Below are 25,863 nucleotides of genomic sequence, written 5' to 3' on the forward strand. Positions count from 1 at the left end.
ATCGCGCATGGCTGCGGGTATCGATGCGGGGGGCTAGCGTTATTTGCATGCAGTTCTATGGAGCGATCCCCAGCCACGATCTCACGTATTCCGACGTCTTCCTGGTGCCGAGCGAATCGGCCGTCACGAGCAGGCTCGACGTCTCCCTCGCGCCCGGAGACGGGACAGGGGCCACCATCCCTGTCGTGTCCGCGAACATGAACTCGGTGACCGGTCCCCGGCTCGCCGCGTCCCTCGCACGCCGCGGCGGACTCGGCGTGCTGCCGCAGGACATGCACCTGCAGGAACTCGACGCCGCGATCCGCTGGGTGAAGGACCAGTCGACCCGTTTCGACACCCCGTTCATCTTCGGGCCGGGTGAAACGGTCGCGAGCGCCCTGCGCCAGGTGCCCCCCGTCGCCGGCCAGGGCATCGTCGTCAACGACGCCCGCGGCGCATACCTCGGCTGCATCGACGCCGCCAGGCTCGGCACCGCCCTGCCGGACGCCCAGCTCGGCGACCTGCTGCACGGCCCGCTGACGTCCCTCGACGCCGAGGACATCGACGGCCCGCGCCGCGCCTTCGACGTGATGACCGCCGCGGAACTCGACTTCGCCCCCGTGCTCCGCCACGGCGTCATGGTCGGCACCCTGAGCCGCAAGAGCGCGCTCCGCTCGACCCTCTATCAGCCCTCCGTCGACGCCCACGGGCGTCTGCTCGTCGCCGCGGCGATCGGCATCAACGGCGACGTGGCCGCGAAGGCACGCGCGCTCGTCGCCGCCGGTGTCGACGTCCTCGTCGTCGACACCGCGCACGGGCACCAGGCCGGCATGCTGCGGGCGCTCGGCATCGTCGCAGGGCTCGGCCTCGGCATCCCGATCGTCGCAGGCAACGTCGTGACCGCGGATGCCGTCAACGACCTGGTCGGGGCGGGCGCCACCATCGTGAAGGTCGGCGTCGGACCCGGCGCGATGTGCACGACCCGGATGATGACCGCCGTCGGCCGGCCGCAGTTCTCCGCCGTGCTCGAGACCGCAGCCGCCGCGCGCGAACTCGGCGCGCACGTCTGGGCGGACGGCGGGGTGCGCTACCCCAGGGACGTGGCGCTCGCACTCGCCGCCGGCGCGGCATCCGTCATGATCGGCTCGTGGTTCGCCGGCACCATCGAGGCGCCTGGCCTGCTCGACACGGATGCCTCCGGCGCGGTCTACAAGGAGAGCTGGGGCATGGCATCGACCAAGGCCGTTCAGGAACGCTTCGACAGGCTCGACCCGTACGAGCTCGCACGGAAGACCCTCTTCGCAGAGGGCATCTCGAGCTCGAAGATCTACCTCGACCCGCTCCGTCCCTCACTCGAGGACCTGCTCGACATGATCACCTCCGGTGTGCGCAGCTCGTTCAGCTACGCGGGCGCGACCAACCTCGACGAATTCCACGAGCGCTCCCTCGTCGGGATCCAGTCGGCCGCCGGCTACGAGGAGGGCAAGGCCCTCCCGGTCTCCTGGTAGCGGTCGCTTCCTGACAATCGGGTCCGGGTGTGCCACGCGCACCCGGTCCCGCACGGGACCTGCACGGTATAGTTGGATGAATAATGGACGACCCTCCTCCTGCGAATTCGCCCAGTAACCGTTCTCCCCGTGAGAACGGTTTTCCCCTTGTGACGACAGCTGCAACGACAGCGGACGCCGGGCCCCGCGATGTTTGAGTGGGTCATGCTCGGCGTCGGCATCATCCTGACCATCGGCACCGGCCTCTTCGTCGCGAGCGAGTTCTCCCTCGTGAATCTCGAGCGCAGCGACCTCGAGGCCAGGCAGGCCCGCGGAGAGACGCGGCTCGCGAAGACCATCGCGGCCCTGAAGATCACCTCGACGCACCTCTCGAGCGCCCAGCTCGGCATCACCCTGACCACGCTCCTCACCGGCTACGCTCTCGAGCCCGCGATCAGCAGCCTGCTCGCGCCGCCGCTGCTGGCTGCGGGGTTCCCGAGACTCGTCGTGCCCGTCGTCGCCTCGACGGCCGCGATCGTGATCGCGACCCTCGCCTCGATGATCATCGGCGAGCTGGTGCCGAAGAACTTCGCCCTCGCCCTGCCGATCAAGACCGCGAAGCTCGTGATCCCGTTCCAGACCCTGTTCACGACCGTGTTCCGTCCGGCCGTGACCGTGCTCAACGGCAGCGCGAACGCCGTGCTCCGGTCGATCGGGATCGAACCCAAGGAAGAGCTGTCCGGAGCGCGCACCGCAGAGGAGCTCTCCTCGCTCGTGCGGCGTTCTGCCAGTGCCGGCCTGCTCGAGAAGGACACGGCGACGCTGCTGCACCGCACCCTGCTCTTCTCCGGCCACACCGCCGCCGACGTCATGACGCCCCGCCCGCGCGTCGCGAGCATCCAGCGCAACGCCTCCGCCCAGGCCGTGATCGACCTCACCCGCCAAACCGGGTACTCGCGGTTCCCCGTCGTCGACGAGGGAGTCGACGACGTCGTCGGCATCGTGCACGTGAAGCAGGCCGTCGCCGTGCCGCGGCACCGCCGGGCGGATGTCCCGGTGTCCGCACTCCAGTCCGAGGCCGTTCGCGTGCCGGAGACCATGAAACTCGACGGCCTCCTCGTCGAACTCCGCGGCCGCGGCTACCAGATGGCCGTCGTCGTCGACGAATACGGCGGAACCGCCGGTGTCGCGACCCTCGAGGACCTCGTCGAGGAACTGGTCGGCGAGGTCGCCGACGAGCACGACCGCACCAGGGCAGGGGTCGTGCATTCGCCGGACTCCCTGACCTTCCCCGGGATGCTCCGCCCGGACGAACTCCTCGAACGCACCGGCGTCGTGGTTCCTGAGGACGGCCCGTACGAGACGGTCGCGGGTTTCGTGATGAGCGAGCTCGGCCGATTGCCCGTCGTCGGCGACGTCGTCGGCATCGCAACGGGAGAGCTCTCGGTCGAACGTCTCGACGGTCGCCGGATCGACCGCATCCGCTTCACGCCCACGTCGGAGCCGGAACCGGAGACCGAGTCCGAGCCGGGGACCACGGTCGCGGTCGCAACCGTACCGCTGGCGACGCCGGCGACGGCACCCTCTGCGCCCACCCGACCCACCGCGGCGAAGCCGAAGGAGCGCCGTCATGAGTGACTGGACAGGAATCGTCTGGCTGTTCGTGCTGCTCGCCGGAAATGCCTTCTTCGTGGCCGCCGAGTTCGCGGTCATCTCCGCGAGGCGCTCCCAGATCGAGCCGCTCGCAGCCGCCGGCCGGATGGGCGCCCGGACGGCGCTCTACGCGATGGAGCACGCGACGCTCATGCTCGCGACGACCCAGCTCGGCATCACGGTGTGCTCGCTGCTGATCCTGAACGTTTCTGAGCCGGCGATCCACCACCTGCTCGAGGCGCCGCTCGCCCTGACCGGGCTGCCGGACGAGGCGCTCACCGCGATCGCGTTCATCGTGACGCTGCTGCTCGTCTCCTACCTGCACGTCGTGTTCGGCGAGATGGTGCCGAAGAACCTGTCGTTCTCGATCCCCGACAAGGCCGTGCTCGTGCTCGCGCCGCCGCTCGTGTTCTTCGGACGCCTCGTCAAGCCCCTGATCGTGGCGCTCAACTCGACTGCCAACGGCGTCCTGAGGCTGTTCCGGGTCGAGCCCAAGCACGAGGCGAACAGCACGTACACGCTCGAGGAGGTCGCGACGATCGTGTCGGAGTCGACCAGGGAGGGCGTGCTCCGCGACGGAACCGGTGCGCTCAGCGCGACGTTCGAGTTCACCACCCGCAAGGTGCGCGACGTCGCGGTCCCGCTCGCGGACCTGATCAGCCTGCCGGAGTCCGCAAGCCCGGCCGACGTGGAGAAGGCCGTCACCAAGCACGGTTTCTCGCGCTACGTGCTCGTGACCGCCGAAGGGGAGCCGACCGGCTACGTGCACCTCAAGGACGTGATCGACCTCGACGGCGACGCGGGAATCCCCGTCACGGGCAGCACCGCCGGGAACGGCCTCGGCAGCTACGCCGATCCCATCCCGGCCAAGCGCATCCGCCAGCTCGTGTCGATCTACGAAGGCACCGACCTCGAGGACGCGCTCGCGACCATGCGCCGCTCCGGAGCACATCTCGCCCGCTCGTTCACCGCAGTCGGGGCGACGACGGGGGTGCTCTTCCTCGAGGACATCATCGAAGAGCTCGTCGGCGAAGTGCAGGACGCGACCCGGCGTCTCTGAGCGGCGTCGAGGTACCGGGTCCGACGGACGCTGCGGGCAGGCCGGGACCTCGACGGCGGGTGCTCACGGGCGTAAAATGTGCGCCGAAAGAAAGTGAGGCAGACTCATGTTGAGCCAGTTGGAAGCCTATTCGGTACTGCCGGCGAAGGACCTGAAGCGCGCGAGGGAGTTCTACCGGGACAAGCTCGGGCTCGAACCGGCGGAGGAGCACGAGCACGGGCTCGTCTACCGCACGCCGTCCGGGGCCAGGGTGCAGGTCTACGAAACCGAGAACGCCGGCACGGCCAGGAACACCGCGCTCGGCTGGATGACAGACGACCTCGAGGCCGAAATGGCCGCGCTGCGCAGCCGCGGAGTTGTCTTCGAGGAGTACGACGTGCCGGGACTCAAGACCGAGAACGGCATCGCAACGGACTCCGAGGGCAAGGCTGCCTGGTTCCGGGATTCGGAAGGGAATTTCATCTGCGTGTCCCAGTCGGTGTGAATGGCAAGACGGCGTGAAGGGCCAGGCGCCCTGAGCGCCTGGCCGGAGTGAGCGCCGGGTCGGTGGGGCGCTCAGGCCTCCGGCCAGCGGGCGCGCAGGTACTGCGGCGGCCAATAGTCGATCGTCGCCCCGAGTTCGTGGGCTGCCCGCAACGGGAAGTGCGGGTCGCGCAGGAGTTCCCTCGCGAGCATGACGGCGTCGGCCTGCCCGCTCGCGAGGATCTCCTCGGCCTGCGCCGGGGTCGTGATGAGTCCGACCGCGCTCACCGGGACATCCGCTTCGCCCTTCACGAACGCGGCGAGCGGCACCTGGTAGCCGGGACTGAGCGGGATCTGCACGCCCGTGACGTTGCCGCCGGAGGAGATGTCGAAGAAGTCGGCGCCCGCGGTGCGCGCCCAGCCGGCGACGATGGCGGTCTCCTCCGGGGTCCAGCCTCCCGGGGCCCAGTCGGTGGCCGAGAAACGCACGAAGAGCGGATGCGACGCGCCGACCGCCGCGCGGACGGCCGCGACGACCCGCAGCAGCAGCCTGGCGCGGTTCTCGAGGGAACCGCCGAACTCGTCGGTGCGGTCGTTGCTGAGCGGGGAGAGGAACTGGTGCAGCAGGTACCCGTGTGCCGCATGGATCTCGAGCACGTCGAAGCCGGCTTCGATGGCGCGGACGGCCGCGGCGGCGAAATCGTCGACGACCATGTCGATGCCGCGGGCGTCGAGGGCGACGGGAGCCGCGTAGCCGGGGAACGGGATGGTCGACGCCGACAGCGTCGGCCAGCCGCCCTCCGCCGCGGGGACGGTGCCGTGCCGGACGGCGCCGTGGCTGTCGGCGCCCCAGGCCGGCCAGGTCGATGCCTTGCGGCCGGCGTGCGCGAGCTGGATGCCGGCGCGTGCGCCCTGTCCGTGGATGAAGCGGACGATGCGGGCCCAGGCGTCGGCCTGCTCCGTGTTCCAGATGCCGGTGTCTCGGGCGGTGATGCGACCCTCCGGGCTCACCGCGCTCGCCTCGGCGATGACGAGGCCAGCCCCGCCCGCCGCGAGGCCGCCGAGGTGCACGAGGTGCCAGTCCTCCGGCACGCCGTCCTCTTTCAGGATCGAGTACTGGCACATCGGGGCGGCCCAGAGCCGGTTGCGCACGGTCAGGCCCCGGACGGTCAGGGGGCGGAAGGCGAGGGGCTGGGCGGGCTGCTGGGCGGGGGTGGGCTGGGTCAGGGGCACGCAAACCAATCTATCGTGGGGTCATGAGTGGTTTCGCGGGATGGCAGGCCTGGGACGATGAGCGGGCGCGAGAGTGGATCGCCGTGCCAGGGGCATCCGCAGACAAGTACAGCAGGGGCGTTCTCGGCGTGCGCACGGGCTCACGCGCCTACCCGGGCGCCGCCGTGCTCGGGGTCGAGGCGGCCATGCGCACGGGGCTCGGGATGGTGCGCTACCTCGGCCCGCGCCGGGCCACGAGCCTCGTGCTGCAGCGCAGGCCCGAGATCGTCACAGCGCAGGGGCGGGTGCAGGCCTGGTTGCTCGGCTCCGGGATGGACGCCTCCGAGCGCTCGCCGGCGACGCTCGAGGCGCTCGAGGGCGCGTTCGCCGAGGGGGTTCCCGTCGTGTGCGACGCGGGCGCCCTCGACCTCGTCGGCAGTCACAGCGGCCCGACCGTGATCACCCCGCACTACCGGGAGCTCGCCGGGCTGCTCTCCGGCGCGGGCTCCGGCGCGGTCTCCGGGCGGCGTGTCGATGTGACGCCCGCGGAGATCGCGGCGGACCCGGGGGAGTGGGCCGTGCGCGCTGCCGACCTGCTCGGCGTGTCCGTGTTGCTCAAGGGGGCTGTGACGTACGTCGCCTCGCCCGGCGGCACCAGGCTCACGGTGACCGGTGCCCCGCCGTGGCTCGCGACGGCCGGCGCGGGGGACGTGCTCGGGGGCATCCTCGGCGCACTCTTCGCCACCCACGCCGCGGCGCTCGAAGCGGATGCCGAGGCCTGCGCCGCCCTCGCGGCGACCGCGGCGCTCGTGCACGGCCTCGCGGCGGCCCGGGCGTCCGCAGGCGGCCCGCTTGTGGCCCTCGATGTCGCCGAGGCCATCCCCGCGACGATCGCGGCCCTCCTCCGCCCCTGACCCGGATCGAATCAGCGGCGCGGGATGCGGGCGAGGAAGGCGCGGGTGCGGGGTTCGCGCGGGGCGTCGAAGACCTGCTCCGGCGGCCCGAACTCGAGGACCCGGCCGGCGTCGATGAACGCGACCCGGTCGGCGACGTCCCGCGCGAAGCCCATCTCGTGGGTCGCCATCACGATCGTCGTTCCCGACTGCTTGAGCTGCCGCACGAGGTCGAGGACCTCGCCGACGAGCTCGGGATCGAGCGCGCTCGTCACCTCGTCGAGGAGGAGCAGTTCGGGGTTCGTCATGATCGACCGCACGATCGCGGCACGCTGCTGCTGGCCGCCGGACAGTCGGTCGGGGAAGTCGCGGGCCTTCGCGGACAGGCCGATCTGGTCGAGCAGCTCGAGGCCGCGCGCCTCGGCCGTGCGGCGCGGCACCCGGTGCACGATCCGGCTGGCGAGGGTGACGTTGTCGAGCACGCTCAGGTGCGGGAAGAGGTTGAACTGCTGGAACACCACGCCGATCCTGGCGCGCACGGCGTCCGCGTTCGCGCGCGGGTCGCTGATGTCCCGGCCGGTGAGCCAGACCTGCCCGTCGTCGACGCGCTCGAGCAGGTTGATCACGCGGAGCAGGGTCGACTTGCCGGACCCGCTCGCCCCGATCAGTGCGACGACCTCGTGTTCGTGCACGACGAGGTCGATGCCGCGGAGCACGGGAACCGAGCCGAAGCTCTTGTAGACGTCGTCGACCCGGAGGACCGGAACGACGGCATCCGCTGCCTCGCTCATACGACCCCACCGACCTGCTCGCGGCGGCGCATCCGGGCGGACAGCCAGTCCGTGAGGCGGATCATCGGCAGGGCGAGCAGCACGAAAAGCAGCCCGGCGAGCACGTACGGCGTGAAGTTGAAGCTCGCCGCCGTCTCGATCTGGGCGGCCCTGACCGCGTCGACGGCGCCGAGCACGCTGATCAGGCCGACGTCCTTCTGCATCGCGACGAAGTCGTTCATCAATGCCGGCGTCACCTTGCGGAGCGCTTGCGGCAGCACGATCGTGCGCAGGGTGCGGCCGTGGCTGAGGCCGAGCGACCGACCGGCGAGCACCTGCGAGGGGTGAACCGCCTCGATCCCGGCGCGCCACACCTCGGCGACATAGGCCGAGTACGTCAGGACGAGTGCGATCGTGCCCCAGACATACGAGGGCAGCTTCGGGAACACCCCGAGGCCGGGCAGCCCGAAGCCGACGAGGTAGAGCACGATGATGAGCGGCAACCCGCGGAACAGGTCGGTGTACCCGGCGGTGAGGGCGCGCAGCGGGAAGAAGACCGCGCCGCGCAGGGTGCGGAGTGTCGCGAGCAGCAGGCTCACGATCAGCACGCCGACGGCGGCGACGAGCAGCACGCGGATGTTGAGCAACAGTCCCTCGAACACGCGCGGCCAGGCCTTCACCGCGACGGCGGGGTCGAAGAAGGACTGCTGTACCCGGGTCCAGCCCGGCGTGTTGACCACGAACACCCAGATCACGATCGCGAAGAGGACCGTGCTCACCGCGCTCAGCAGCACAGACCGGGCGGTCTGCGTGCGCCTGTACGCCCGGCGGCCGAGCTCGACCGCGCTCGACGGCCGCGTCGGCCGACCGGTGTCGGTGACCGTGTCGGTGACCAGGTCGGGACCGGCCACTGGACCTTCCTCCGGTGTCACTTCAGGACGGGCGCGTCCGCGTTGCCGGCGAGCCAGGTATCGGCGAGGTTCGCGAGGGTTCCGTCCGCGCGCAGGGCGTCGACGGCGGCGCTCACGGCGGCGGTGAGTGGGCTGTCCTTGGCGAGGACGAGGCCGAATGCGTCGGTACCCGCCTGGGCGCCGGGCGTTGCGCCAGGGGTGGGGGTCTGGCTGCTGGACCCCGCTGCGGCATCGGGCAGCTGCCCGATGATCGTGCCGCCGTCGAGTTCGACCCCGGTGAGGTAGAACGCTGTCGGGAGGTCGACGACGATCGCGTCGACGGTGCCGTTCTGCAGTGCGAGCTTCGCGTCGTCGTTCGTGTTGAACGCCTGCACGCCCTGGGTCGGTGCGATCAGCTTCTCCGCTTCCGTGAAGCTCGTCGTGCCGGTCGCGGCCCCGATCAGGAGACTCTTGAGTCCGGCGAGCGAGGTCACGGCGGCCGCCGGAGAGGTGCTGACGGTGATCACGGCCTGGGTGGTCTCGTAGTACGGAGAGGAGAAGTCGACCTGCTGGGCGCGCTCGGCCGTGATCGAGAACTGCTGCAGGTTGAAGTCGAAGGCCTTCGGCCCCGGAGCGATCGCCTCGTCGAAGGTGCTCCGCACCCAGGTCACGTTCTCCTTCGCGAAGCCGAGCTTGCCGGCGACGGCGTAGGCGACGGCGGCTTCGAAGCCCTTGCCGGATGCTGGTGAGTCGTCGATAACCCAGGGGAAGTACGCGGGTTCCCCGGTTCCGATCGTGAGCTTGCCCGGTGTGAGGTACGACGTGGGATCGGGGGAGCTCAGCGATCCCGCGTTCGTGGACGGGGCGCTGCCCTGGGTGGGGCTCGCTGCCGAACAGGCGCTCAACAGGAGCGCACCCGCCACGGAGAGGGCGAGCACAAAAATGTGACGGGACCTGCGGCGATTCACCATATTGACCACTCCTCGAGATGACTGTCTCTGGCCATCATGACGCATGTTTTCGCGGTCGTCGGCACCCACCAGCGAATGTGACGGTCTCGTTAAGAACACCGGGGTGTGGGAAAGTGGAACGTGCCCGATTCCCTCCCCCCGAAACCACCGGTGCGGTTCGCGTCGGGGCCGAGCCTGCGCATCCTGCTCTGGGCCGGATTCATCGCTGTGCACGCCTGGCTCGTCTACATCTGCTTCGCCGCGATCGGCTGGCCGCTCGGCGATGTCGACGTCGTCTACCTCGGCTGGGCGACCGACGCCGCGAGCGGAGTGGCCCTCGTCGGCATCACCGCGCCCTTCGTCTACCCCCTGCTCGCCGTCGTGCCGATCTTCGCGGCCCTCGCCTTCGGCACCGCCTCGTACACGGCGACCTGGCTCGGCATCGTCACCCTCCTCAACGCGGTCGCATTCGCGGCCCTGACCGGCCGGCGCCGCGGGCCGCGCGCGCTCCTCGCCGCGGGCTGGTGGCTGGCCTTCCTCCTGCTGCTCGGTCCGATCGCGATCGCCAGGATCGACTCGATCACGGCCCCGCTCGTCATCCTCGCCGTTTTGTGGCTGCGGACCCGGCCGGTCTGGGGCACCGTGATCCTCACGCTCGCGACGTGGGTGAAGATCTGGCCGATCGCTGTCATCGCGGCGCTTGTCATCGCATCGAAGCAACGGATGCGCGCCGGCTACGCCTTCCTCGCCACGAGCGCCGTCATCGTGGTCACGGCGCTCAGCCTCGGCAGCGGCCTCCGCGTGTTCAGCTTCATCTCCGAGCAGGCCAACCGCGGCATCCAGATCGAGTCTCCCGTCGGCGCCATCTGGATGGTGCAGGCCGCGCTGCGGATCCCGGGCAGCTACATCTACTACGACCACGACATCCTCACCTTCCAGGTCGTCGGCCCAGGATCTTTCATCGCCGTCGCGCTCATGACGCCGGTCCTCGCGCTCTGCATCGCAGCGGTCCTGCTGATCGCGGTGCGGGCGACACGGGCAGGGGCGAGCTTCGAGAGGCTGTTCCCGCCGCTCGTCCTCGCGCTCGTCGTGACGCTGATGGCCGTCAACAAGGTCGGCTCTCCGCAGTTCGTGATCTGGCTCGCCGCGCCGACCATCCTCGGCATCCTCCTGCGAGGGCGCGGCTGGCGTACCCCGACCATCCTCGTCACGGTCATCGCCGGGCTCACCCAGGTCGTCTACCCCTACCTGTACGACTGGCTGCTCGTCGCCAACCCGCTGATGGTGCTCGCCCTCTCCATGCGCAACGTGCTCGAGTTCGTCGTGCTCGCCTGGGCCGTCCGCGAGGTGTGGACCCTCGGCAGCAGCTCCGCCCAGCACGGCAGCCGCCACGGGAACGGCAACGCCGCCCCGCACGACCCACCGGCGGCCGGCCTCGACCGCCCGATCCTCATCCCCAGGGAGTAATCATGCTCGTCGCCTTTTCCGTCTCGCCCTCCGGAGCCCAGGATGCCGAGGGTTCCGTGCACGACGCCGTCGCCGCGGCCGTCCGGATCGTCCGCGACTCGGGCCTGCCGAACCACACCGACTCGATGTTCACGACGATCGAGGGCTCCTGGGACGAGGTCTTCGCCGTCGTCAAGGCCGCCACGGAGGCCGTCGGCGCCTTCGGGCCGCGGGTGTCCCTCGTGCTCAAGGCGGACATCCGCCCCGGTCGCACCGGCGAGCTGACCGGCAAGGTCGAACGCCTCGAGGTCGCGCTCGAGAACGCACGGGCGGCCGGAGGCGCGGCATAGCAGGCACCGCACGGGCAGGCGGATGCTGCCGGGCGCTTCCCGCCGCAACCGTCCGGCCCTAGGCTGGACCGCATGCCCCCACCCACCGACGGGTCGGCGATTCTGTCTCCGGCCCGCATCCGCCTTGCCCTGCTCTCCCTCGCCCTCGGCGGCTTCGGCATCGGCGCGACCGAGTTCGTGGCGATGGGGCTGCTGCCGAACCTCGCGCGGGATCTCCTGCCCGGCCTCTACGCGACAGCGCCGGACGCTGCGAACGCCCAGATCGGCTGGCTGATCTCGGCGTACGCTCTCGGCGTCGTCGTCGGAGCCCCGACGATCGCGGCGGCAGCGGCACGCTGGCCGCGCAAGCAGCTGCTGCTCGCCCTGCTCGCCGCGTTCACCCTCGCGACGATCGCCTCCGCCCTGCTGCCGACGTTCGGGCTCGTGCTCGTGGCCCGGTTCGTGGCCGCGCTCCCGCACGGCGCCTACTTCGGCATCGCCTCGCTCGTCGCTGCCGACCTGATGGGCCCGGGCAAGCGGGCGCGCGGCGTCGCGCTCGTGCTCAGCGGCCTGACCATCTCCAATGTGATCGGCGTGCCCGTGATCACCTGGATCGGGCAGGTGTCCGGCTGGCGGGTCGCCTACCTCGTCGTCGCCGCCGTCTTCGCGGTCTCCTTCCTCGCCGTGATCCTGCTCGTGCCGTTCCAGGCGGGTAACGCGCTCGCGACGATGCGCAACGAGCTGAAGGCGTTCGGCAGGCTGCAGGTCTGGTTCGCGCTCGGTATCGGGGCGATCGGCTTCGGCGGCCTCTTCGCCGTCTACACCTATGTCGCCCCGCTCGTCATCGAGGTGACCGGACTCGGCGCGGGCGCCGTTCCGCTCGTGCTCGTGGTCATCGGCCTCGGCATGACCGTCGGCAACCTGCTCGGCGGCCACCTCGCCGACAAGAGCGTCCGCCGTACCCTCTACGGGTTCTTCGCATTGATGATCGTTGCCCTGGTGGGACTTGCCCTGTCCGCCCAGTTCCTGCCCGGACTCCTGGCCGGCGTCTTCCTCGTCGGCGGCGCGGCGGCCGGGCTGTCCCCGGCCATCCAGACCCGGCTGATGGATGTCTCGCACGACAGCCAGTCCATTGCGGCTGCGCTCAACCACTCGGCCCTCAACATCGGCAACGCGCTCGGCGCGTTCCTCGGCGGCCTGGCCATCGCCGGCGGCCTCGGTTACGTCGCCCCGGTCTGGATCGGCGCGGTCCTGAGCGTCATCGGACTTTCGCTCGCGGTCGTGAGCTTCGCGATCGACCGGTCCTGGCGCCGCAACGGACGGCACGTGCCGTACGGCACCGCCCTCATCGAGGTCGTCACGGACGCCGCTTAACGCCGAAGTCGGAACCTTTCGCGACTCGGGTCGGCGCGGTCTGCGCCTGCGACGGTCACGGAAGACTCCGACAGAGGGTCGGGAGCGCGAGCTCAGTCCGTCTGCAGCAGGATCCCGTCGTGAATCGCGCGCTTCCGCAGCGCGACCTTGGTTCCGACGTCGAAGCCCGCAAGACGGTACTTCTCGCGGATCCGTTTGAGGTAGGACTTGGCGGTCTCCTCGGAGATGCCGAGCTGGTGGGCAACGGCCTTGACGGGCTCGCCGGCACCGTACAGAGCCATCACGCGGCGTTCCTGTGCGCTCAGTCTCGGCGAACCGCCGCCCGTTCCCGCGCTGAGCGCTTCGTCGAGTTCAGCGGAGATGTACGACTCCCCGTCGAAGGCTGCCCGGATCGCGTCGACGATCATGCCGGCTTCTTCGCTCTTGACGAGGTAGCCGAGTGCCCCGGCGGCGAGTGCCTCGCGCACGAGGCCGGGCTCCGAGTACGTGCTCATCAGGACGGTCTTGACACCGGCCGTCTTGAGGGTCGAGATCTTGAGCGAAACCGGGATGTTGTCCTTGAGATCGAGGTCGAGGAGAACGACGTCCACCGGGAATTCGGGGTGGGTGAGAAGTTCCGGCCACGTCGTCACAGCGGCGACCATGTTGATGTCGTCTGCGGCGCCGCGGATCCACTCCGTCAACGCCCCCAGCAGCATCCGGTGGTCGTCCACGAGAGCAAGCCGGATCGGATTCTCCCGACTGGGCGCCGCCGCCCGGGTCGTCGTGCTGATGTTCGTCACTGTTGCCTCCTGTTGCCTGTGCATCCGACTGGAAGCCCGGCGATGCCGGACCAGAAAATTTCACGCATCTGCGGGATTGTCAATGCTGCACTCGATCTCCACGTGGAGACTGCCACCCCGGCTCGACGCGATGTGCGGGCCAACTACCCGGATAGCTTGCCACGTCTCGGGGTCGACCCGGCGCCGAGGCACACCCGTGGTGGCCAATTCGATGGGGAATCGTAACTTCTGCCGGTCGATCAGGCCATTCGTCGGGCGGATCGGACCGAGGGAGAGGGCGACGGATGCCTCGGGGCGCTGGGTGTCGCTGATCAGGAGCCAGATGGTGCGCAGCAGGGCGTCGCGCTGGGCGGGATCGAGCAGCCCGGCGAGCCCGGCCGGGTCGTTGAGGCTCACCGAGGGGCCGAGGAACTCGGACTCCGTGATGGCGTGGTACAGCCAGGTCTCCCTGCGGCCCTGGATGAGGTGCAGCCGCAACTGGGTCGCGAGCGAAGACGCGGTCGTCGACTTGGCCGCGTTGAGGGGGAGCGCGGTGCGGCCCTTGGACACATCGTCGAGCAAGGTCTCCGCGTCGAGGTCGATCCGCGCGAGTTCCTCGGAGGCGAGCATGCCGACGGCGAACCGCGGCTGGGAGACCGTGCTCTGTACGAGCACGAGGTCCAGTTCGCGCTGCACCATCCGGTGGAACGAGCGGACGATCGCGACGCCGAGGAGCGGCGGTATCACCGCGAGCCCGAATGCGACAAGCTCCGGCGCGAAGGACAGCGGGTCGCTGCGCGGCTCTGTGATCGCGAACACGGCGAGGAGCGTTCCGAGGACGGCCGTGGAAGAGACGACGTCCCTGCCTCGCCGAACGGTCACGAGCGCGATCAGCAGGCTCCCGACCGCGGCGGCGGCGGTCGGGAAGACCCCCCGGTCGGCGCCGGCGTGCGAGCCGGCCAGGTCGAGTGCGATGACGACCGCGCCGGACGCGAGGGCCGCCGCGAACAGCCAGTCGGGCATCCGTGCGGAGAGTCGCTGAACGACGGCGATCGCGAACGCCGTCGCCGCCACGAGGATCACCCATGCCACGGGGGTCGGGACGGGAGTCGTGTACCGGGGCCACTGCTCGACGTACTCCCAGAACAGGTAGGCCGCGACGATGCCGCCGGCGACGGAGAGGCCGATCCCGAGGTGGCGTCCACCGAGGCCGCTCTGGTTGGCGCGCGTCGTCTTGACCGTTCGCTCCGGCCTGCGGAAGCTGCGGCGGCGATCCTGGCGCTCCTGGCGTCCGTGTTCCTCGAGCGGGCCGGCTTCGGTGACGGCGCGCCTGGCCGGTCGACGGATGCCGCGCTCCGGCTGCACGGTCACGCCGCGGGTGCTCACTTGGGCACCTCGAGTACGACCGTCGTTCCCGAACCCGGGGACGAGAACAGCCGGGCGTTGCCGCCGACGTCGCGGAGCCTGGCGACGACGGACTCGGCGAAACCGAGGCGTTCCGGGCTCACTGCCGCGAGGTCGAAACCGACGCCGGCGTCGGTCACCATGGCACGAACTGTCGTGTCGTCGTCCGTGATCGTGACGTCGGCGCGGGCGACCCCTGCGTGCCTGCGCACGTTCTCGAGGCACTCGCCCAGGGCGAGCAGGAACGAGTCCAGAACGGTGCTCGGCAGCAGGACCTGGCCGCTCCCGTGCCAGTCCACGTCGAGCCCCATCCGCTTGAAGCGCTGTTTCACGGACTCGAGGGTGCTGCCGAGGGTCGACTCCGACGCGGGTTCGAGCGTGTAGACGCCGGAGCGGTGCGGGGTCGGGAGCCCGCCGAGCCGGAGCTGCCTGAGCAGCCGGGCGTCATCGCCGGCCTGCTGACGCAAGGCGGCGGGGCTCACGCCGACGCCCGAGTGCGCGAGCAGGGTGAGGGTCGCGAGGACGGTGTCGTGCAGGAGCCTGGCGTCCTGCCGGCGTTGGGCCTCGAGCTCGCTCGCGTGCCGTTCGGCGAGGTGCGCACGGCCGATTTCGGCGATGCGCTGCATGACGCGGGGGATGCTCTGCGCGATCCACCATCCGGCGATCGCGATCGCGAACCAGCCGGTGATCGTGAGCATGACCGGGACGAGTGCGTCGGTGCTGAGCCGCGCGGCAGCGAGCACGCTCGCGAGCGTCGCGCCGAAGGCGACGCCCAGCATGATCAGCCGGCGCGAGGTGGTGACGAGTACCAGGGCGATGGAACCGATGGCGGGCGAGGCGACGCACGCTATCACTGCCTGTTCGCCGAGGTTGAGTCCCGATGTTCCCGTGCCGACGAAGCCGATCACGAGGATCATGGCCACCCCGCAGACGACGAGGAGTGCCGCCCATCGCAGGTGACCGTTGCGGCCGAGCAAGTACTGGGCGCCGACGATGACAAGGAGCAGGGGAAGGCTCAGGGCGAGCGCCAACCGGTCGAGGCCGCCCGGTATCAGGAGCGCCAGGAACGTGGCGATGGAACCAGCGAGCCCGGTCAGCTGCGCGCCCCTGCGCAGCAGTCGATCCCGTTCCTTGAAAATGCGTTGCATACCCGTCGCATTACCCCTCGTCGTGCTCCAGAAAGCACCATATCCGGATGCGGCCGGTTTCGACGCGCGCGTGGCGCTCAGTTTCACGAATGTGCCTTGTTTACGGGCCACGCGTGCGGGGGGTTCGCCGGGAACGGGGCGAACCGGGGGTATTTGGGCGCGTGCAGGGGGAACAGTTAGGCGCCTCGAGCTTTGTCGGGTCAGCATCCGTGATTCCTCAGGTCGTTTTCACCCTAGCAGCCTCGTCGATTCCCCCCGGTCCGGTGCCCCCCGTTTCGGTCCCGCCCTGGTCGAGGCGGAACGGTGGATAGTCGTCCCGGAAGAGTCCGGTGTACACCACCACACGGAACACCCAGCGGTCGATACCGAGGATGAAATCGAACAGGGACTGCCGGTAGTGGCCCGTGAACAGCAGCATCAGCCCCGCAATGAGCACGAGGAGACCGAGGAGTGATACTCCGGTCGTCGTCGAATAAGTCGTGTCCCCGATCGTGTAGCGAGCGGTCGGGGTGCTCGTCAGGGCGGACACGATGAGGATCTGTGGAATCGCGAGCAGCCACCACTTGACCAGGACAAGCCCCCGGGACAACCGCTCGGGGTAGTCGATGTCGAGGTCGGCTGGGTAGTCGGCCGGGGCGAGAGTGAACGGCGGGTACCTGTCCGTGCCGAGCGCCGAATACGCGTAGAAGGCGACGCGCCAGCTCCAGCGCAGCACGCCGACGTTGAACGTGAAGAGGGCCAGGGGATACCGGCCGGTGAACAGGATGGCGAAGCCCGCGACGATCGTCGTCACGAACGTGGCGAACCAGAGGAAGAACAGCACCACGACGTGCGGGAAGATCAGGATCCATTTCACGAGCCACAATCCCCTGGACACGTCGGGCTGCAGTGTGCCCTCGAGGCGGGCGGGGTAGACCGGACCAGGTGGACCCGTAGCTGCGACAGCGCCAATCGCTCCGGCAGTGCCCATCGCTCCGGCAGTGCCCGTCGTTCCGACAGCGCCGTCGTGGTCGTCCGGCCCCTGTGCGGAGTCGCGCCTCCCGAGGCCCAACGCGCCGAAGACCACGAGGAGCACCCCGGCCACGAGCAGCAGCCCGCCGCCGAGCAACAGGGCGACCGCCGCAGGCACGAAGAGGCCGGACCGGACGCCGGCCCGCGCCTCTACGTCAACGCCCTGCGTCGCATCCGCGTTCATGACGACGACGGCCCAGTCGCCGCTCACGACCGGCCAGACCAGGCGCTGCGTTCCCGGCCCGGAGGCCGCGACCGTCCACCAGGTCTGGCTGCCCGGACGGGCAGGACGTCTGCTGCCGGGCACCTCGCGGTACTCGGTGCGGAACGGCGTGGAGTTCACGGAGGTGAGCTCGCTGTGCGCGACGGATGCGAGGTAGCGTTCCACCTCCGCCCGCGGTGCGATGCCGATGAAGACCCCGGTGCCGCGGACGCTCGTCGCCTCGAGCATCACGGTCGCGAGCCCGGAGGGCATCCCGCCGGACCCCGCCTGGGTGCTGGTCCCGGTGCCTGAGTCGCTCTCCGTCGTGAGGTTCGGTGAGGTGATCGCATACGAGGCCACGGAGAATGAGCCGCTCGGCGTGGTCAGGAACCCGTCCCTGCCCTGTTGTGCCGCGACCGTTGCAACGGCGACTCCGCCGGCGAGCAAGCCGATGCCGGACACGGCGAGCAGCGTTCCGACGATGACCATGACGACGTAGCCGGCTTTCATCACGGGACTCCTCTTCGCTGGGCGGTCTGGACAAGGCAGGCAGTGGCCGGGCTCCCTGTCAGGGTCGTCCGGAATGCCTGCCCTGTCAATCGCAGGGCGGTAGCGGAAAAGTCGGTGTGATAGCCGGCGGAACCGGCCGACGCCCAGCCGTCGTGAAGGTCAGCGGAGCAGGCGGCCGAGTTGCTCGCCGACGGCGGCATCCTCGATCAGAAAGCCGTCGTGGCCGTAGCTCGAGGAGAGCACGACGGGTTCGGTGCCGTCGAGGCCGTTGCGGAGGTGTGCCGCGATCCGGCGCTGGCCCTCGACGGGGAACAGCCGGTCGCTGTCGATTCCGACGACGAGGGTGGTTGCTTCGATCGAGGAGAGGGCCTCGGCGAGGGAACCCCGGCCGCGGGTCACATCGTGGGAGTTCATCGCCTCGACGAGGACGATGTAGCTGTTCGCGTCGAAACGTCGGGTGAACTTGTTGCCGTGGAAGTCGAGGTAGGACTCGACGGCGAACCGGCCGCCAGAACCGAGCGGGGAGATCCGGCTTTGCCAGCCGCGCTCGAAACGCTCGTTGAGCTCGGACGGGCTGCGGTAGTTCAGCAGGGCCATCCGCCGGGCCAGGGCGAGCCCGCGGGTCGGACCGTCGCCGTCGACGGCGTCGTAGTAATCGCCGGACCGGAACAGCGGGTCGCTGCGGATGGCTTCGATCTGCACCGAATTCAGGGCGATCTGATCGGCCGTCGTCACGGGCGGCGCCGCGAGGATCGCGAGCCTCTCCACCCGGTCCGGCCGGTCGATCGCCCATTCGAGGGCGTGCATTCCCCCCATCGACCCGCCGACCACGAGGGCCCAGGCGTCGATCCCGATCCGGTCGGCGAATGCGACCTGGGCGGCGACCTGGTCGCGGATGGTCAGGTAGGGGAAGCGGATGCCCCACTCCGAGCCGTCAGGGGCGAGGGACGACGGGCCTGTGCTGCCCTGGCAACCGCCGAGCATGTTCGGTGCGACGACAAAATAGCGGTCGGTGTCGATGGCCAGGCCGGGGCCGACGATGCCGCCCCACCAGCCGGCGGTCGCGTGGCCGGGCCCTGCCGCGCCGAGCAGGTGGCTGTCCCCGGTGAGGGCGTGCAGCACGAGCACCGCGTTGTCCCGCGCGGGGGAGAGTTCGCCCCAGGTCTCGTAGGCGATCCGGACGGCGCCCAGTCGCCCGCCGGCCTCGAGGTCGAGTGCGCCCACGTCCTGGAACCTGCGGTTGCCGACGGGGTCGCCGTCGCGCCACGCACCCGTCGCCGGGGGCTTGCCGAACAGCGAGCGCGCCTGAGCCTCGGTGATGAAGCTGGACGGGACCGTGTCCGCCGAGGTCTGCCATTCCATATGCCCTCATTCTGCCCGGTCTGACGCGCCAACGTCCCTTTGTTACGCGCGGCTTGTTTCGTGCGGCTGGAGACGTGCGGTTGGAGACGTGCGGTTGTTGCGGCGCTCATCCGGCCCCCTTGCCCACTTCTCGGACAGGTGTCCGAGAAGTGCTAGACTGTCCTGATGACCCGCACCGAGTATGTCCGAGAAAGCGTGGTGCGCGGTACAATCAGCGCCGTGCGTGCCTCGGACCCCCGGGCGGAACGCACCAGGCAGGCCATTTTCGCAGCGGTCCGCACGCTCATGACCCAGCGCGTCGCATCCGTCTCGGTCAGCGACATCGTGCGCACGGCCTCGATCAGCCGCAGTTCGTTCTACGCGCACTTCAGCAGCCTCGACGATCTCGCGACCGGGTTCCTCCGCGAGCAGTTCGCCGAGATCGGCGTGACCGGGTTCGACCTGCTGAGCGACGACCTCACCGGGGCCCAGGCCGCACGGGTCGGTTACCAGCGGCTCATCTCCCACATCGTGGAGCACTACCCGCTGTACTCGAGTGTGCTCGACCTGCCGATCACCCGCACGGCATACGACGACGAGATCGAAGCGTACTCGCGCCGCCTCGTCGAATCGCTCGTCGTGCTCTCCGGCACGCCCAGGGTCGTGCACCCCGAGTCCTTCGCCACCTACGTGGCCGGGGGAGCGCTCACCCTGATCAGCGCCTGGATGCGCGGCCAGCTCGACGTCACGGACGACGAGATCGTCGACCAGCTCGTCGAATTCCTCCCCGAATGGCTGGTCGACGCGGCCTGACGCCGCGAACCCGGTACCCCACACACCACCACACAACCGACCGACGATGGTCGCGAGAACCCCGCATCACCAACGAACAGAGGCAGCATATGAATTTCACCGTGGGAGAAACCCTGGTCTACCCGCACCACGGCGCGGTCACCATCACTGAAATCACGACCCGCGCCGTGAAGGGGATCGAGAAGAAGTTCATGACCCTCACCGTGCACGCGAACGACCTGACGATCAAGCTGCCGATCGAGAACGCCGAGCTCGTCGGCGTGCGCGACGTCATCGACAGCGCCGGCGTCCAGGCCGTGTTCGACGTTCTCCGCGAATCCTTCGTCGAGGAGCCGGGGAACTGGTCACGCCGGTACAAGGCCAACCAGGAGAAGATGGCGAGCGGCAGCGTCTACCGTGTCGGCGAGGTCGTCCGCGACCTGTGGCGTCGTGACCAGGAGCGCGGCGTGTCCGCCGGCGAGAAGAACATGCTCGTCAAGGCCCGCCAGGTGCTCGTCTCCGAACTTGCACTCGCCCAGAGCTCGACGAGCGAAGAGGCATCCGCCGTCCTCGACACCGTGCTCGCGAGCTCGATCCCCGCGACCGGTACCACGGCGGCCTAGGGATCACTCCGGCTCGCCGGTCCAGCCGAGGTTGCGGGCCACCCGCTCGAGGGTGGCCAGGGTCGTGGCGTAGTCGGCAGGGCTGACGTCCTGGGTCGCGGCATCCCGGTTCACCGAGACGACCTCGGCGAGGCGCTGGTAGGCGAGCCTGCCGCGGTCGGTGATCGCGTACCCGGACTCCGACACCGTGACCCAGCCGCTCTCGACGAGTTCGGCGAGGTGTTCGACGACGGTCTCACCCTCGGTGTCGAGGAACGGGGCGACCCCGCTCGTGAGCTGCTCGACCGAGGCCGGTCCGCGGGACAGCATCCCGAGCAGCTGCCACTGCCGCCTCGTCACCCCGTGTTCCTCGAGGGTCGTCGCGAATTGCTCGTTGATCAGTTGGTCGACGAGTTTGAGCCAGTATCCGATCGGTCGCAGGTCAGTCATACCGACAGGATATTCACGGACCCGTCATCCGGATCGTTCTCTGAACCAATTCGACGGAGATTGTGCCTCGCGCGGCCCGAAAACGGCCTGCAACGTACAATTCCGGCAGAATCTCCGTCGAATCGGTCAGGGGTGCTGCGGTGCGGGTCAGGCGTTCGCGCGCGAGGCCTCGACTACGGCGCGGGCGGCGGCGAGCCCGTGCTCGAGGTCGGCCTTGAGGTCGGCGATGTTCTCGATGCCGACGGACAGGCGCACGAGCCCGGGGGTCACGCCGCTCGTGAGCTGCTGCTCCGGCGTGAGCTGGGCGTGGGTGGTCGAGGCCGGGTGGATCACGAGCGAGCGGACGTCGCCGATGTTGGCCAGGTGGCTGAAGAGCTCGAGGTTGTCGACGAGCGCGCGGCCGGCATCCACCCCGCCCTTGAGCTCGAAGGAGACGACCGCGCCGACGCCCTTGGGCGCGTATTTGTTGGCGGTCGCATACCAGGGGCTCGACGGCAGGCCGGCGTAGTTGACCGAGGCGATGTCGGGGTGGCTCTCGAGCCATTCCGCGATGTCCTGGGCGTTCTGCACGTGGCGCTCGATGCGCAGGCTCAGGGTCTCGATGCCCTGGATCAGCTGCCAGGCGCTCGCGGGGGCGATCGCGCTGCCGAGGTCCCTGAGCAACTGAACGCGTGCCTTGATGATGTACGCGATGCCGTCGCCGACCGCGCCCGTGTAGCTGACGCCGTGGTAGGACGGGTCCGGCTCGGTGAGGCCGGGGAACTTCTCGACGTTCTTCGACCACTCGAAGGTGCCGCCGTCGACGATGACGCCGCCGATGATCGTGCCGTGGCCGCCGAGGAACTTGGTGGCGGAGTGGACGACGATGTCGGCGCCGTGTTCGAAGGGGCGGATCAGGTACGGGGTCGCGATGGTGCTGTCGACGATGAGCGGGACGCCGTTCTGGTGGGCGACGTCGGCGACGAGCGAGATGTCGAGCACGTTGATCTTGGGGTTGCCGATGGTCTCGGCGAAGAACAGCTTGGTGTTCGGGCGCACGGCGCGGGCCCACTCTGCTGCATCGTCCTGGTCCTCGACGAAGGTCGTCTCGATGCCGAGTTTGGCGAGGGTGTACTTGAAGAGGTTGTAGGTTCCGCCGTAGATCGAGCTCGAGGAGACGATGTGGTCGCCGGCCTGGGCGATGTTGAGCACGGCGAAGGTCGATGCGGCCTGGCCGGAGGCGAGCAGCAGCGCCGCGGTGCCGCCTTCGAGCGCGGCGATGCGCTCTTCGACGACGGCCTGGGTCGGGTTCATGATGCGGGTGTAGATGTTGCCGAACTCGGCGAGGGCGAAGAGGTTCTGGGCGTGCTGCGCGCTGTTGAACACGTAGGACGTGGTCTGGTAGATCGGGGTGGCGCGTGCGTTGGTGACCGGGTCGGGGTGCGCGCCAGAGTGCACCTGCTTGGTTTCGAACTGCCAGGCGGCCGCGTTGTCGCTCATGAAGAACTCCCTGTAATCCGTGACGAGCGTGGACCGTCCATCGCTCTTGGGTGCGAGTTTAGGCACGCGCTCGCGGGGTCGGCAATGTCGCCGAAACACGGCGTCATCTACGGGTGTGCCGCGGTCCGCCGCTCGTGTACACAGCGGGGTGGCTCAGTCACCTCGAGCTCAGCTGGCAGCTGCCCGAGGAGCGGGCGTTCTACGAGAGTCTGGCGGCGGACCGCCGGCTCATCCGGTACGACCGCGCCGGATGCGGCCTGTCGGCTCCGACGAGCCGGCCGCCGTCGATGGACTTCGAGCTAGAGCAGCTCGCCGCGGTCGTCGCGAAGCTCGGTCCGGAGCCGTTCGACCTCATCGGCACGTCGATGGGTGCGCTGGTCGCTGTGGCGTGGGCGGCGGTGCATCCGGATACCGTGCGACGGCTGGTGCTCCACGGCGGCGCGTCCGTCGCCTGTGCGGAGACGCTCACGTCGATAGCGGATGGGTGACGGGAGTCGCCCGCCCGATCCACCTCGGTGCACGAGTCCAGGTCTGGGAGGTGAGGATCAGCGACGGCCGCGACCGTCTCGTCTGCGTTTCGCGGTGCACGCTCGCGGTGATCGACAGGCCTAGCGACTACGTATCACCGCAGCTGCGCCCCTCGAGGAGCGGATCGCCGGACTGAGCGCGCAGGCGAGCGATGGCCGGGCGAACGACAGGGAAGCACGGCGTCATCTACCGGGTGTGCCCCGGGTGTGCCCCGACCGCCGCTCGTGCCGCCAGAATGGGACCATGGCAAACAAGCGAGTTGTAGTGACCGGTGCGAGTTCGGGAATCGGGGCGGCCACGGTGCGACTGTTCCGGGCCCACGGCTGGGACGTCGTCGGCGTGGCCCGGCGTGCCGACCGGCTCGCGGCCCTCGCAGCGGAAACCGGCGCCGATGTCTTCACGGCCGACCTGACGGTGCAGGCGGACGTCGACGCCCTCCGCGACTATCTCGCGGCATCCGGCCCCGTGCACGCCCTCGTGAACAACGCCGGCGGCGCCCGCGGCCTCGACAGCGTCGAGACCGCCCCTGTCGAAGACTGGGCCTGGATGTTCGAGATCAATGTGCTTGCGGTCAAGCGGGTCACGAGTGCCGTGCTCCCGCTGCTGCGAGAGACACTCCGCACGGATGCCGCTGGCAGCGCCGATATCGTCACGGTCACCTCCATCGCCGGGCACGTCGCGTACCTCGGCGGTGGCGGATACAACGCCGCCAAGTTCGCGGCCCACGCCCTCGTGGAGGTGCTGCGGCTCGAGCTCAACGGCGAGCCGATCCGGGTGATCGAGATCGCGCCCGGCATGGTCAAGACCGAGGAATTCGGCCTCGTCCGCTTCGGCGGCGACACGGAAAAGGCCGCTGCCGCATACGCCGGCGTGGAGCACCCGCTCACCGCGGAGGACATCGCCGAGACGATCGTGCTGAGCGTCGAACTGCCCGCCCACGTCAACCTCGACCTGATCACGGTCAAGCCCGTCGCTCAGGCGGCCCCGACGCGCGTCGCGCGCGGCCCCCTCGTCCCGAAGGACTGACCCGCGGCATCCGCTGGCCCGGCCAGACCCGGCCCGTGAACCGCACTCTTCCGGTCGAGAGTCACCCGTGGAGCGGGAACTCTCGACCGGAAAGGTAGCTGCGGGCTAGTGCTCGACGGCCTTCTCGGCGCCGTGGCCGGTGAGGGAGCGGACCGACATCTCGGCGGCGAGGAGAGGGTCCTCCTTGCGGGTGCTCGTGACGGAGCCGAGCCAGCCGAGGAAGAAGCCGATCGGGATCGAGACGATGCCGGGGTTGCTGAGCGGGAACCACGCGAAGTTGACCCCCGCGCCGAACATCGACGTCGGCGTGCCGGAGAACACCGGGGAGAAGATGATCAGGATCATCGCAGCGGCGAGGCCGCCGTACATGCTCCAGACCGCTCCGCGGGTGGTGAAGCCGCGCCAGAACAGTGAGTAGAGGATCGTCGGGAGGTTCGCGCTCGCCGCGACGGCGAAGGCGAGCGCCACGAGGAACGCGATGTTCTGGCCCTGCACGCCGATGCCGCCCGCGATCGCGAGGATGCCGATCACGATGACGGTGCGGCGGGCGACCTTCACTTCGCTGTCCGGGTCGCCCTTGCCCTTCTTGATCACGCTCATGTAGATGTCGTGCGCGAACGAGGTCGCCGCGGTGATCGTGATGCCGGCGACGACCGCAAGGATCGTCGCGAAGGCGATCGCCGAGATGAAGCCGAGCAGGAGCGGTCCTCCGAGCGCGAGCGAGAGGAGCGGCGCCGCGGAGTTGACCCCGCCGGGAGCCGCCGCGATGACGTCCGCGCCGACGAGCGCCGCTGCGCCGAAGCCGAGCACGAGGGTGAAGAGGTAGAACGCGCCGATGAGCCAGATCGCCCAGACCACGGAACGACGGGCCTCCTTGGCGCTCGGGACCGTGTAGAAGCGCATCAGCACGTGCGGCAGGCCCGCGGTGCCGAGGACGAGCGCGATCGCGAGGGAGATGAAGTCGAGCGGATTGTGCCCGTACTTGAGCCCCGGCACGAGGATGGCCTCAGCGGGCTTGCTGATCGAGGCCGCGACGGCAGAGTCGAGCAGGCCGGAGAAGTTGAAGCCGTTGATCGCGAGCACCCAGATCGTCATCCCGAGGGCTCCGATGATCAGGAGGAACGCCTTGATGATCTGGACCCAGGTGGTGCCCTTCATCCCCCCGATGAGCACGTAGAGGATCATCAGGCCGCCGACCACGACGACGACGACCGACTGGCCGAGCTTGTCGTTGATGCCGAGTAGCAGCGACACGAGGCCGCCGGCGCCGGCCATCTGGGCGAGGAGGTAGAAGAAGCACACGGCGAGGGTCGTCGTGGCTGCCGCAACCCTGACCGGGCCCTGCTCGAGCCGGAACGAGAGCACGTCGGCCATCGTGTACTTGCCGGTGTTGCGCATCAGCTCTGCGACGAGCAGCAGCGCGACGAGCCACGCGACGAGGAACCCGATCGAGTACAGGAAGCCGTCGTACCCGCTGATCGCGATCGCTCCGACGATGCCGAGGAAGGACGCCGCCGAGAGGTAGTCTCCCGCGATCGCGAAGCCGTTCTGCGGCCCGGTGAAGGACCGGCCGCCGGTGTAGTAGTCCGCGGCGGAACGGTTGTTGCGGCCGGCCCGGATCACGACGATCAGGGTGACAGCCACAAAGGCGAGGAAGATCGAGATGTTCAGGACGGGGTTGGTCTCCGTGGCCTTCACGGCGGTCTGGACGATCATGGCGCCGGCGCTCATTTCTGCTCCATCTTTTCGAGCTCTGCGCGGAGCGCTGCGCCCATCGGGTCGAGGGTCTTGTTCGAGAAGGACACGTACCACATGGTGATCGCGAAGGTCGTGACGAACTGGCCGAGGCCGAGCACGAGGCCGAGGTTGACCGATCCGACGACCGGGATGGCCATCACGGCGGGCAGGTAGGCGGCGACGAGCACGAACCCGAAGTACCAGACCAGGAAGAACACGGCGAGCGGGATCACGAACCGGTTCCTCCTCCTCTTCAGCTCGAGGAAGCGGGGCGATTGGGCGAAAGCGACGTAGTCGATCGACGACGGCGTCGCTCCCGGTCGTGCATCTCTCAGTGATTCCGTCATGGGGGCTCCTTTGCTCCGGT

General features: G+C 69.3%; 25 protein-coding genes. 12 read left to right on the plus strand and 13 right to left on the minus strand.

The window, feature by feature from the left end:
• Positions 1-47 precede the first annotated feature (47 nt).
• The 4 genes from RHM57_RS02290 to RHM57_RS02305 all read left to right on the plus strand — a co-directional run bounded on the left by RHM57_RS02290 (position 48) and on the right by RHM57_RS02305 (position 4,663).
• Positions 48-1,487 carry a GuaB1 family IMP dehydrogenase-related protein gene (locus tag RHM57_RS02290; RefSeq protein WP_134449772.1) on the plus strand — a complete coding sequence of 480 codons (1,440 nt, stop codon included), beginning with the start codon at positions 48-50 and terminating at the stop codon, positions 1,485-1,487.
• Between the two features lie 189 nt (positions 1,488-1,676).
• Positions 1,677-3,104 (plus strand): hemolysin family protein, encoded by a 1,428-nt coding sequence (locus RHM57_RS02295; protein ID WP_322189551.1) that lies wholly within the window; start codon positions 1,677-1,679, stop codon positions 3,102-3,104.
• Positions 3,097-4,179 carry a hemolysin family protein gene (locus RHM57_RS02300; RefSeq protein WP_322189552.1) on the plus strand — a complete coding sequence of 361 codons (1,083 nt, stop codon included), beginning with the start codon at positions 3,097-3,099 and terminating at the stop codon, positions 4,177-4,179. Before RHM57_RS02295 ends, RHM57_RS02300 begins: the two co-directional genes overlap by 8 nt.
• Before the next feature lie 106 nt (positions 4,180-4,285).
• Positions 4,286-4,663 carry a VOC family protein gene (locus tag RHM57_RS02305; protein WP_134449775.1) on the plus strand — a complete coding sequence of 126 codons (378 nt, stop codon included), beginning with the start codon at positions 4,286-4,288 and terminating at the stop codon, positions 4,661-4,663.
• A gap of 71 nt (positions 4,664-4,734) precedes the next feature.
• On the opposite strand, the gene RHM57_RS02310 is transcribed toward RHM57_RS02305, so the two are convergent.
• Positions 4,735-5,874 carry an NADH:flavin oxidoreductase/NADH oxidase gene (locus tag RHM57_RS02310; protein ID WP_416173103.1) on the minus strand — a complete coding sequence of 380 codons (1,140 nt, stop codon included), beginning with the start codon at positions 5,872-5,874 and terminating at the stop codon, positions 4,735-4,737.
• A 23-nt stretch (positions 5,875-5,897) separates the two neighbouring features.
• Here RHM57_RS02310 and RHM57_RS02315 point away from each other — a divergent pair, with 23 nt between their 5' ends.
• Positions 5,898-6,767: an ADP-dependent NAD(P)H-hydrate dehydratase gene (locus RHM57_RS02315; RefSeq protein WP_134560604.1), complete on the plus strand. Its 870-nt coding sequence runs from the start codon at positions 5,898-5,900 to the stop codon at positions 6,765-6,767.
• An 11-nt stretch (positions 6,768-6,778) separates the two neighbouring features.
• On the opposite strand, the gene RHM57_RS02320 is transcribed toward RHM57_RS02315, so the two are convergent.
• The 3 genes from RHM57_RS02320 to RHM57_RS02330 are packed head-to-tail and all read right to left on the minus strand — an operon-like array spanning position 6,779 to position 9,377.
• Complete coding sequence (locus RHM57_RS02320) at positions 6,779-7,537, minus strand: amino acid ABC transporter ATP-binding protein (RefSeq protein WP_322140671.1); 759 nt, start codon at positions 7,535-7,537, stop codon at positions 6,779-6,781.
• Positions 7,534-8,427: an amino acid ABC transporter permease gene (locus RHM57_RS02325; protein ID WP_416173104.1), complete on the minus strand. Its 894-nt coding sequence runs from the start codon at positions 8,425-8,427 to the stop codon at positions 7,534-7,536. The genes RHM57_RS02320 and RHM57_RS02325 overlap by 4 nt, the downstream gene beginning before the upstream one ends.
• A gap of 17 nt (positions 8,428-8,444) precedes the next feature.
• Complete coding sequence (locus RHM57_RS02330; RefSeq protein WP_134560608.1) at positions 8,445-9,377, minus strand: ABC transporter substrate-binding protein; 933 nt, start codon at positions 9,375-9,377, stop codon at positions 8,445-8,447.
• A 120-nt stretch (positions 9,378-9,497) separates the two neighbouring features.
• Between RHM57_RS02330 and RHM57_RS02335 the strand changes: the two genes are divergently transcribed.
• From RHM57_RS02335 to RHM57_RS02345, 3 genes are all read left to right on the plus strand, one after another.
• Positions 9,498-10,823, plus strand: a complete 1,326-nt coding sequence (locus tag RHM57_RS02335; protein ID WP_322189553.1) for a glycosyltransferase family 87 protein — start codon at positions 9,498-9,500, stop codon at positions 10,821-10,823.
• Between the two features lie 2 nt (positions 10,824-10,825).
• Positions 10,826-11,152 carry a thiamine-binding protein gene (locus RHM57_RS02340; protein WP_134449780.1) on the plus strand — a complete coding sequence of 109 codons (327 nt, stop codon included), beginning with the start codon at positions 10,826-10,828 and terminating at the stop codon, positions 11,150-11,152.
• Between the two features lie 72 nt (positions 11,153-11,224).
• Positions 11,225-12,505, plus strand: coding sequence for an MFS transporter (locus RHM57_RS02345; protein ID WP_322189554.1), 1,281 nt, complete (start codon positions 11,225-11,227; stop codon positions 12,503-12,505).
• A gap of 92 nt (positions 12,506-12,597) precedes the next feature.
• Here the strand turns inward: RHM57_RS02345 and RHM57_RS02350 are convergent, their stop codons facing one another.
• The 5 genes from RHM57_RS02350 to metX form a co-directional block, all read right to left on the minus strand.
• Entirely contained in the window at positions 12,598-13,278 is a 681-nt protein-coding gene (locus RHM57_RS02350; protein ID WP_255454140.1) for a response regulator transcription factor, read from the minus strand.
• A gap of 69 nt (positions 13,279-13,347) precedes the next feature.
• A complete protein-coding gene (locus tag RHM57_RS02355; protein WP_322189555.1) occupies positions 13,348-14,652 on the minus strand; it encodes a hypothetical protein in 1,305 nt (434 codons plus the stop codon).
• Positions 14,649-15,818, minus strand: a complete 1,170-nt coding sequence (locus RHM57_RS02360; RefSeq protein ID WP_322189556.1) for a sensor histidine kinase — start codon at positions 15,816-15,818, stop codon at positions 14,649-14,651. Before RHM57_RS02360 ends, RHM57_RS02355 begins: the two co-directional genes overlap by 4 nt.
• A 217-nt stretch (positions 15,819-16,035) precedes the next feature.
• The gene (locus tag RHM57_RS02365) at positions 16,036-17,541 is read right to left on the minus strand and encodes a DUF4389 domain-containing protein (RefSeq protein ID WP_241987476.1); all 1,506 of its coding nucleotides are present in this window, start codon (positions 17,539-17,541) and stop codon (positions 16,036-16,038) included.
• A 159-nt stretch (positions 17,542-17,700) separates the two neighbouring features.
• A complete protein-coding gene (metX, locus tag RHM57_RS02370) occupies positions 17,701-18,903 on the minus strand; it encodes a homoserine O-acetyltransferase MetX (RefSeq protein ID WP_322189557.1) in 1,203 nt (400 codons plus the stop codon).
• Between the two features lie 165 nt (positions 18,904-19,068).
• Here metX and RHM57_RS02375 point away from each other — a divergent pair, with 165 nt between their 5' ends.
• Positions 19,069-19,695: a TetR/AcrR family transcriptional regulator gene (locus RHM57_RS02375; RefSeq protein ID WP_134563855.1), complete on the plus strand. Its 627-nt coding sequence runs from the start codon at positions 19,069-19,071 to the stop codon at positions 19,693-19,695.
• An 89-nt stretch (positions 19,696-19,784) separates the two neighbouring features.
• Complete coding sequence (locus RHM57_RS02380; protein WP_134449786.1) at positions 19,785-20,297, plus strand: CarD family transcriptional regulator; 513 nt, start codon at positions 19,785-19,787, stop codon at positions 20,295-20,297.
• A gap of 3 nt (positions 20,298-20,300) precedes the next feature.
• Here the strand turns inward: RHM57_RS02380 and RHM57_RS02385 are convergent, their stop codons facing one another.
• Together RHM57_RS02385 and RHM57_RS02390 are read right to left on the minus strand one after the other, a co-directional pair.
• Positions 20,301-20,726 (minus strand): MarR family winged helix-turn-helix transcriptional regulator, encoded by a 426-nt coding sequence (locus RHM57_RS02385; RefSeq protein WP_134449787.1) that lies wholly within the window; start codon positions 20,724-20,726, stop codon positions 20,301-20,303.
• 147 nt (positions 20,727-20,873) lie between these two features.
• The gene (locus tag RHM57_RS02390) at positions 20,874-22,205 is read right to left on the minus strand and encodes a bifunctional o-acetylhomoserine/o-acetylserine sulfhydrylase (protein WP_134449788.1); all 1,332 of its coding nucleotides are present in this window, start codon (positions 22,203-22,205) and stop codon (positions 20,874-20,876) included.
• A 134-nt stretch (positions 22,206-22,339) separates the two neighbouring features.
• Between RHM57_RS02390 and RHM57_RS02395 the strand changes: the two genes are divergently transcribed.
• Both RHM57_RS02395 and RHM57_RS02400 read left to right on the plus strand, forming a co-directional pair.
• Positions 22,340-22,693, plus strand: a complete 354-nt coding sequence (locus RHM57_RS02395) for an alpha/beta hydrolase (RefSeq protein WP_322189558.1) — start codon at positions 22,340-22,342, stop codon at positions 22,691-22,693.
• Between the two features lie 283 nt (positions 22,694-22,976).
• Positions 22,977-23,759, plus strand: a complete 783-nt coding sequence (locus RHM57_RS02400) for an SDR family oxidoreductase (RefSeq protein ID WP_134563858.1) — start codon at positions 22,977-22,979, stop codon at positions 23,757-23,759.
• 105 nt (positions 23,760-23,864) lie between these two features.
• On the opposite strand, the gene RHM57_RS02405 is transcribed toward RHM57_RS02400, so the two are convergent.
• Both RHM57_RS02405 and RHM57_RS02410 read right to left on the minus strand, forming a co-directional pair.
• On the minus strand, positions 23,865-25,490 hold the full coding sequence (locus RHM57_RS02405) for a cation acetate symporter (protein ID WP_322189559.1): 1,626 nt from the start codon (positions 25,488-25,490) through the stop codon (positions 23,865-23,867).
• Positions 25,487-25,843 (minus strand): DUF485 domain-containing protein, encoded by a 357-nt coding sequence (locus tag RHM57_RS02410; protein ID WP_134560628.1) that lies wholly within the window; start codon positions 25,841-25,843, stop codon positions 25,487-25,489. The genes RHM57_RS02405 and RHM57_RS02410 overlap by 4 nt, the downstream gene beginning before the upstream one ends.
• Between the last annotated feature and the right edge of the window lie 20 nt (positions 25,844-25,863).

The sequence above is a fragment of the Cryobacterium sp. 10S3 genome (genome assembly GCF_034344045.1).
GTDB lineage: Bacteria > Actinomycetota > Actinomycetes > Actinomycetales > Microbacteriaceae > Cryobacterium > Cryobacterium glucosi.

Coding starts and splice junctions, on each gene's coding strand:
- RHM57_RS02340 (WP_134449780.1), top strand. CDS start 10,826: ATGCTCGTCGCCTTTTCCGTCTCGCCCTCCGGAGCCCAGGATGCCGAG.
- RHM57_RS02405 (WP_322189559.1), bottom strand. CDS start 25,490: ATGAGCGCCGGCGCCATGATCGTCCAGACCGCCGTGAAGGCCACGGAG.
- RHM57_RS02305 (WP_134449775.1), top strand. CDS start 4,286: ATGTTGAGCCAGTTGGAAGCCTATTCGGTACTGCCGGCGAAGGACCTG.
- RHM57_RS02300 (WP_322189552.1), top strand. CDS start 3,097: ATGAGTGACTGGACAGGAATCGTCTGGCTGTTCGTGCTGCTCGCCGGA.
- RHM57_RS02360 (WP_322189556.1), bottom strand. CDS start 15,818: ATGCAACGCATTTTCAAGGAACGGGATCGACTGCTGCGCAGGGGCGCG.
- RHM57_RS02345 (WP_322189554.1), top strand. CDS start 11,225: ATGCCCCCACCCACCGACGGGTCGGCGATTCTGTCTCCGGCCCGCATC.
- RHM57_RS02365 (WP_241987476.1), bottom strand. CDS start 17,541: ATGAAAGCCGGCTACGTCGTCATGGTCATCGTCGGAACGCTGCTCGCC.
- RHM57_RS02400 (WP_134563858.1), top strand. CDS start 22,977: ATGGCAAACAAGCGAGTTGTAGTGACCGGTGCGAGTTCGGGAATCGGG.
- metX (WP_322189557.1), bottom strand. CDS start 18,903: ATGGAATGGCAGACCTCGGCGGACACGGTCCCGTCCAGCTTCATCACC.
- RHM57_RS02290 (WP_134449772.1), top strand. CDS start 48: ATGCAGTTCTATGGAGCGATCCCCAGCCACGATCTCACGTATTCCGAC.
- RHM57_RS02390 (WP_134449788.1), bottom strand. CDS start 22,205: ATGAGCGACAACGCGGCCGCCTGGCAGTTCGAAACCAAGCAGGTGCAC.
- RHM57_RS02295 (WP_322189551.1), top strand. CDS start 1,677: ATGTTTGAGTGGGTCATGCTCGGCGTCGGCATCATCCTGACCATCGGC.
- RHM57_RS02375 (WP_134563855.1), top strand. CDS start 19,069: ATGACCCGCACCGAGTATGTCCGAGAAAGCGTGGTGCGCGGTACAATC.
- RHM57_RS02315 (WP_134560604.1), top strand. CDS start 5,898: ATGAGTGGTTTCGCGGGATGGCAGGCCTGGGACGATGAGCGGGCGCGA.
- RHM57_RS02385 (WP_134449787.1), bottom strand. CDS start 20,726: ATGACTGACCTGCGACCGATCGGATACTGGCTCAAACTCGTCGACCAA.
- RHM57_RS02320 (WP_322140671.1), bottom strand. CDS start 7,537: ATGAGCGAGGCAGCGGATGCCGTCGTTCCGGTCCTCCGGGTCGACGAC.
- RHM57_RS02330 (WP_134560608.1), bottom strand. CDS start 9,377: ATGGTGAATCGCCGCAGGTCCCGTCACATTTTTGTGCTCGCCCTCTCC.
- RHM57_RS02380 (WP_134449786.1), top strand. CDS start 19,785: ATGAATTTCACCGTGGGAGAAACCCTGGTCTACCCGCACCACGGCGCG.
- RHM57_RS02410 (WP_134560628.1), bottom strand. CDS start 25,843: ATGACGGAATCACTGAGAGATGCACGACCGGGAGCGACGCCGTCGTCG.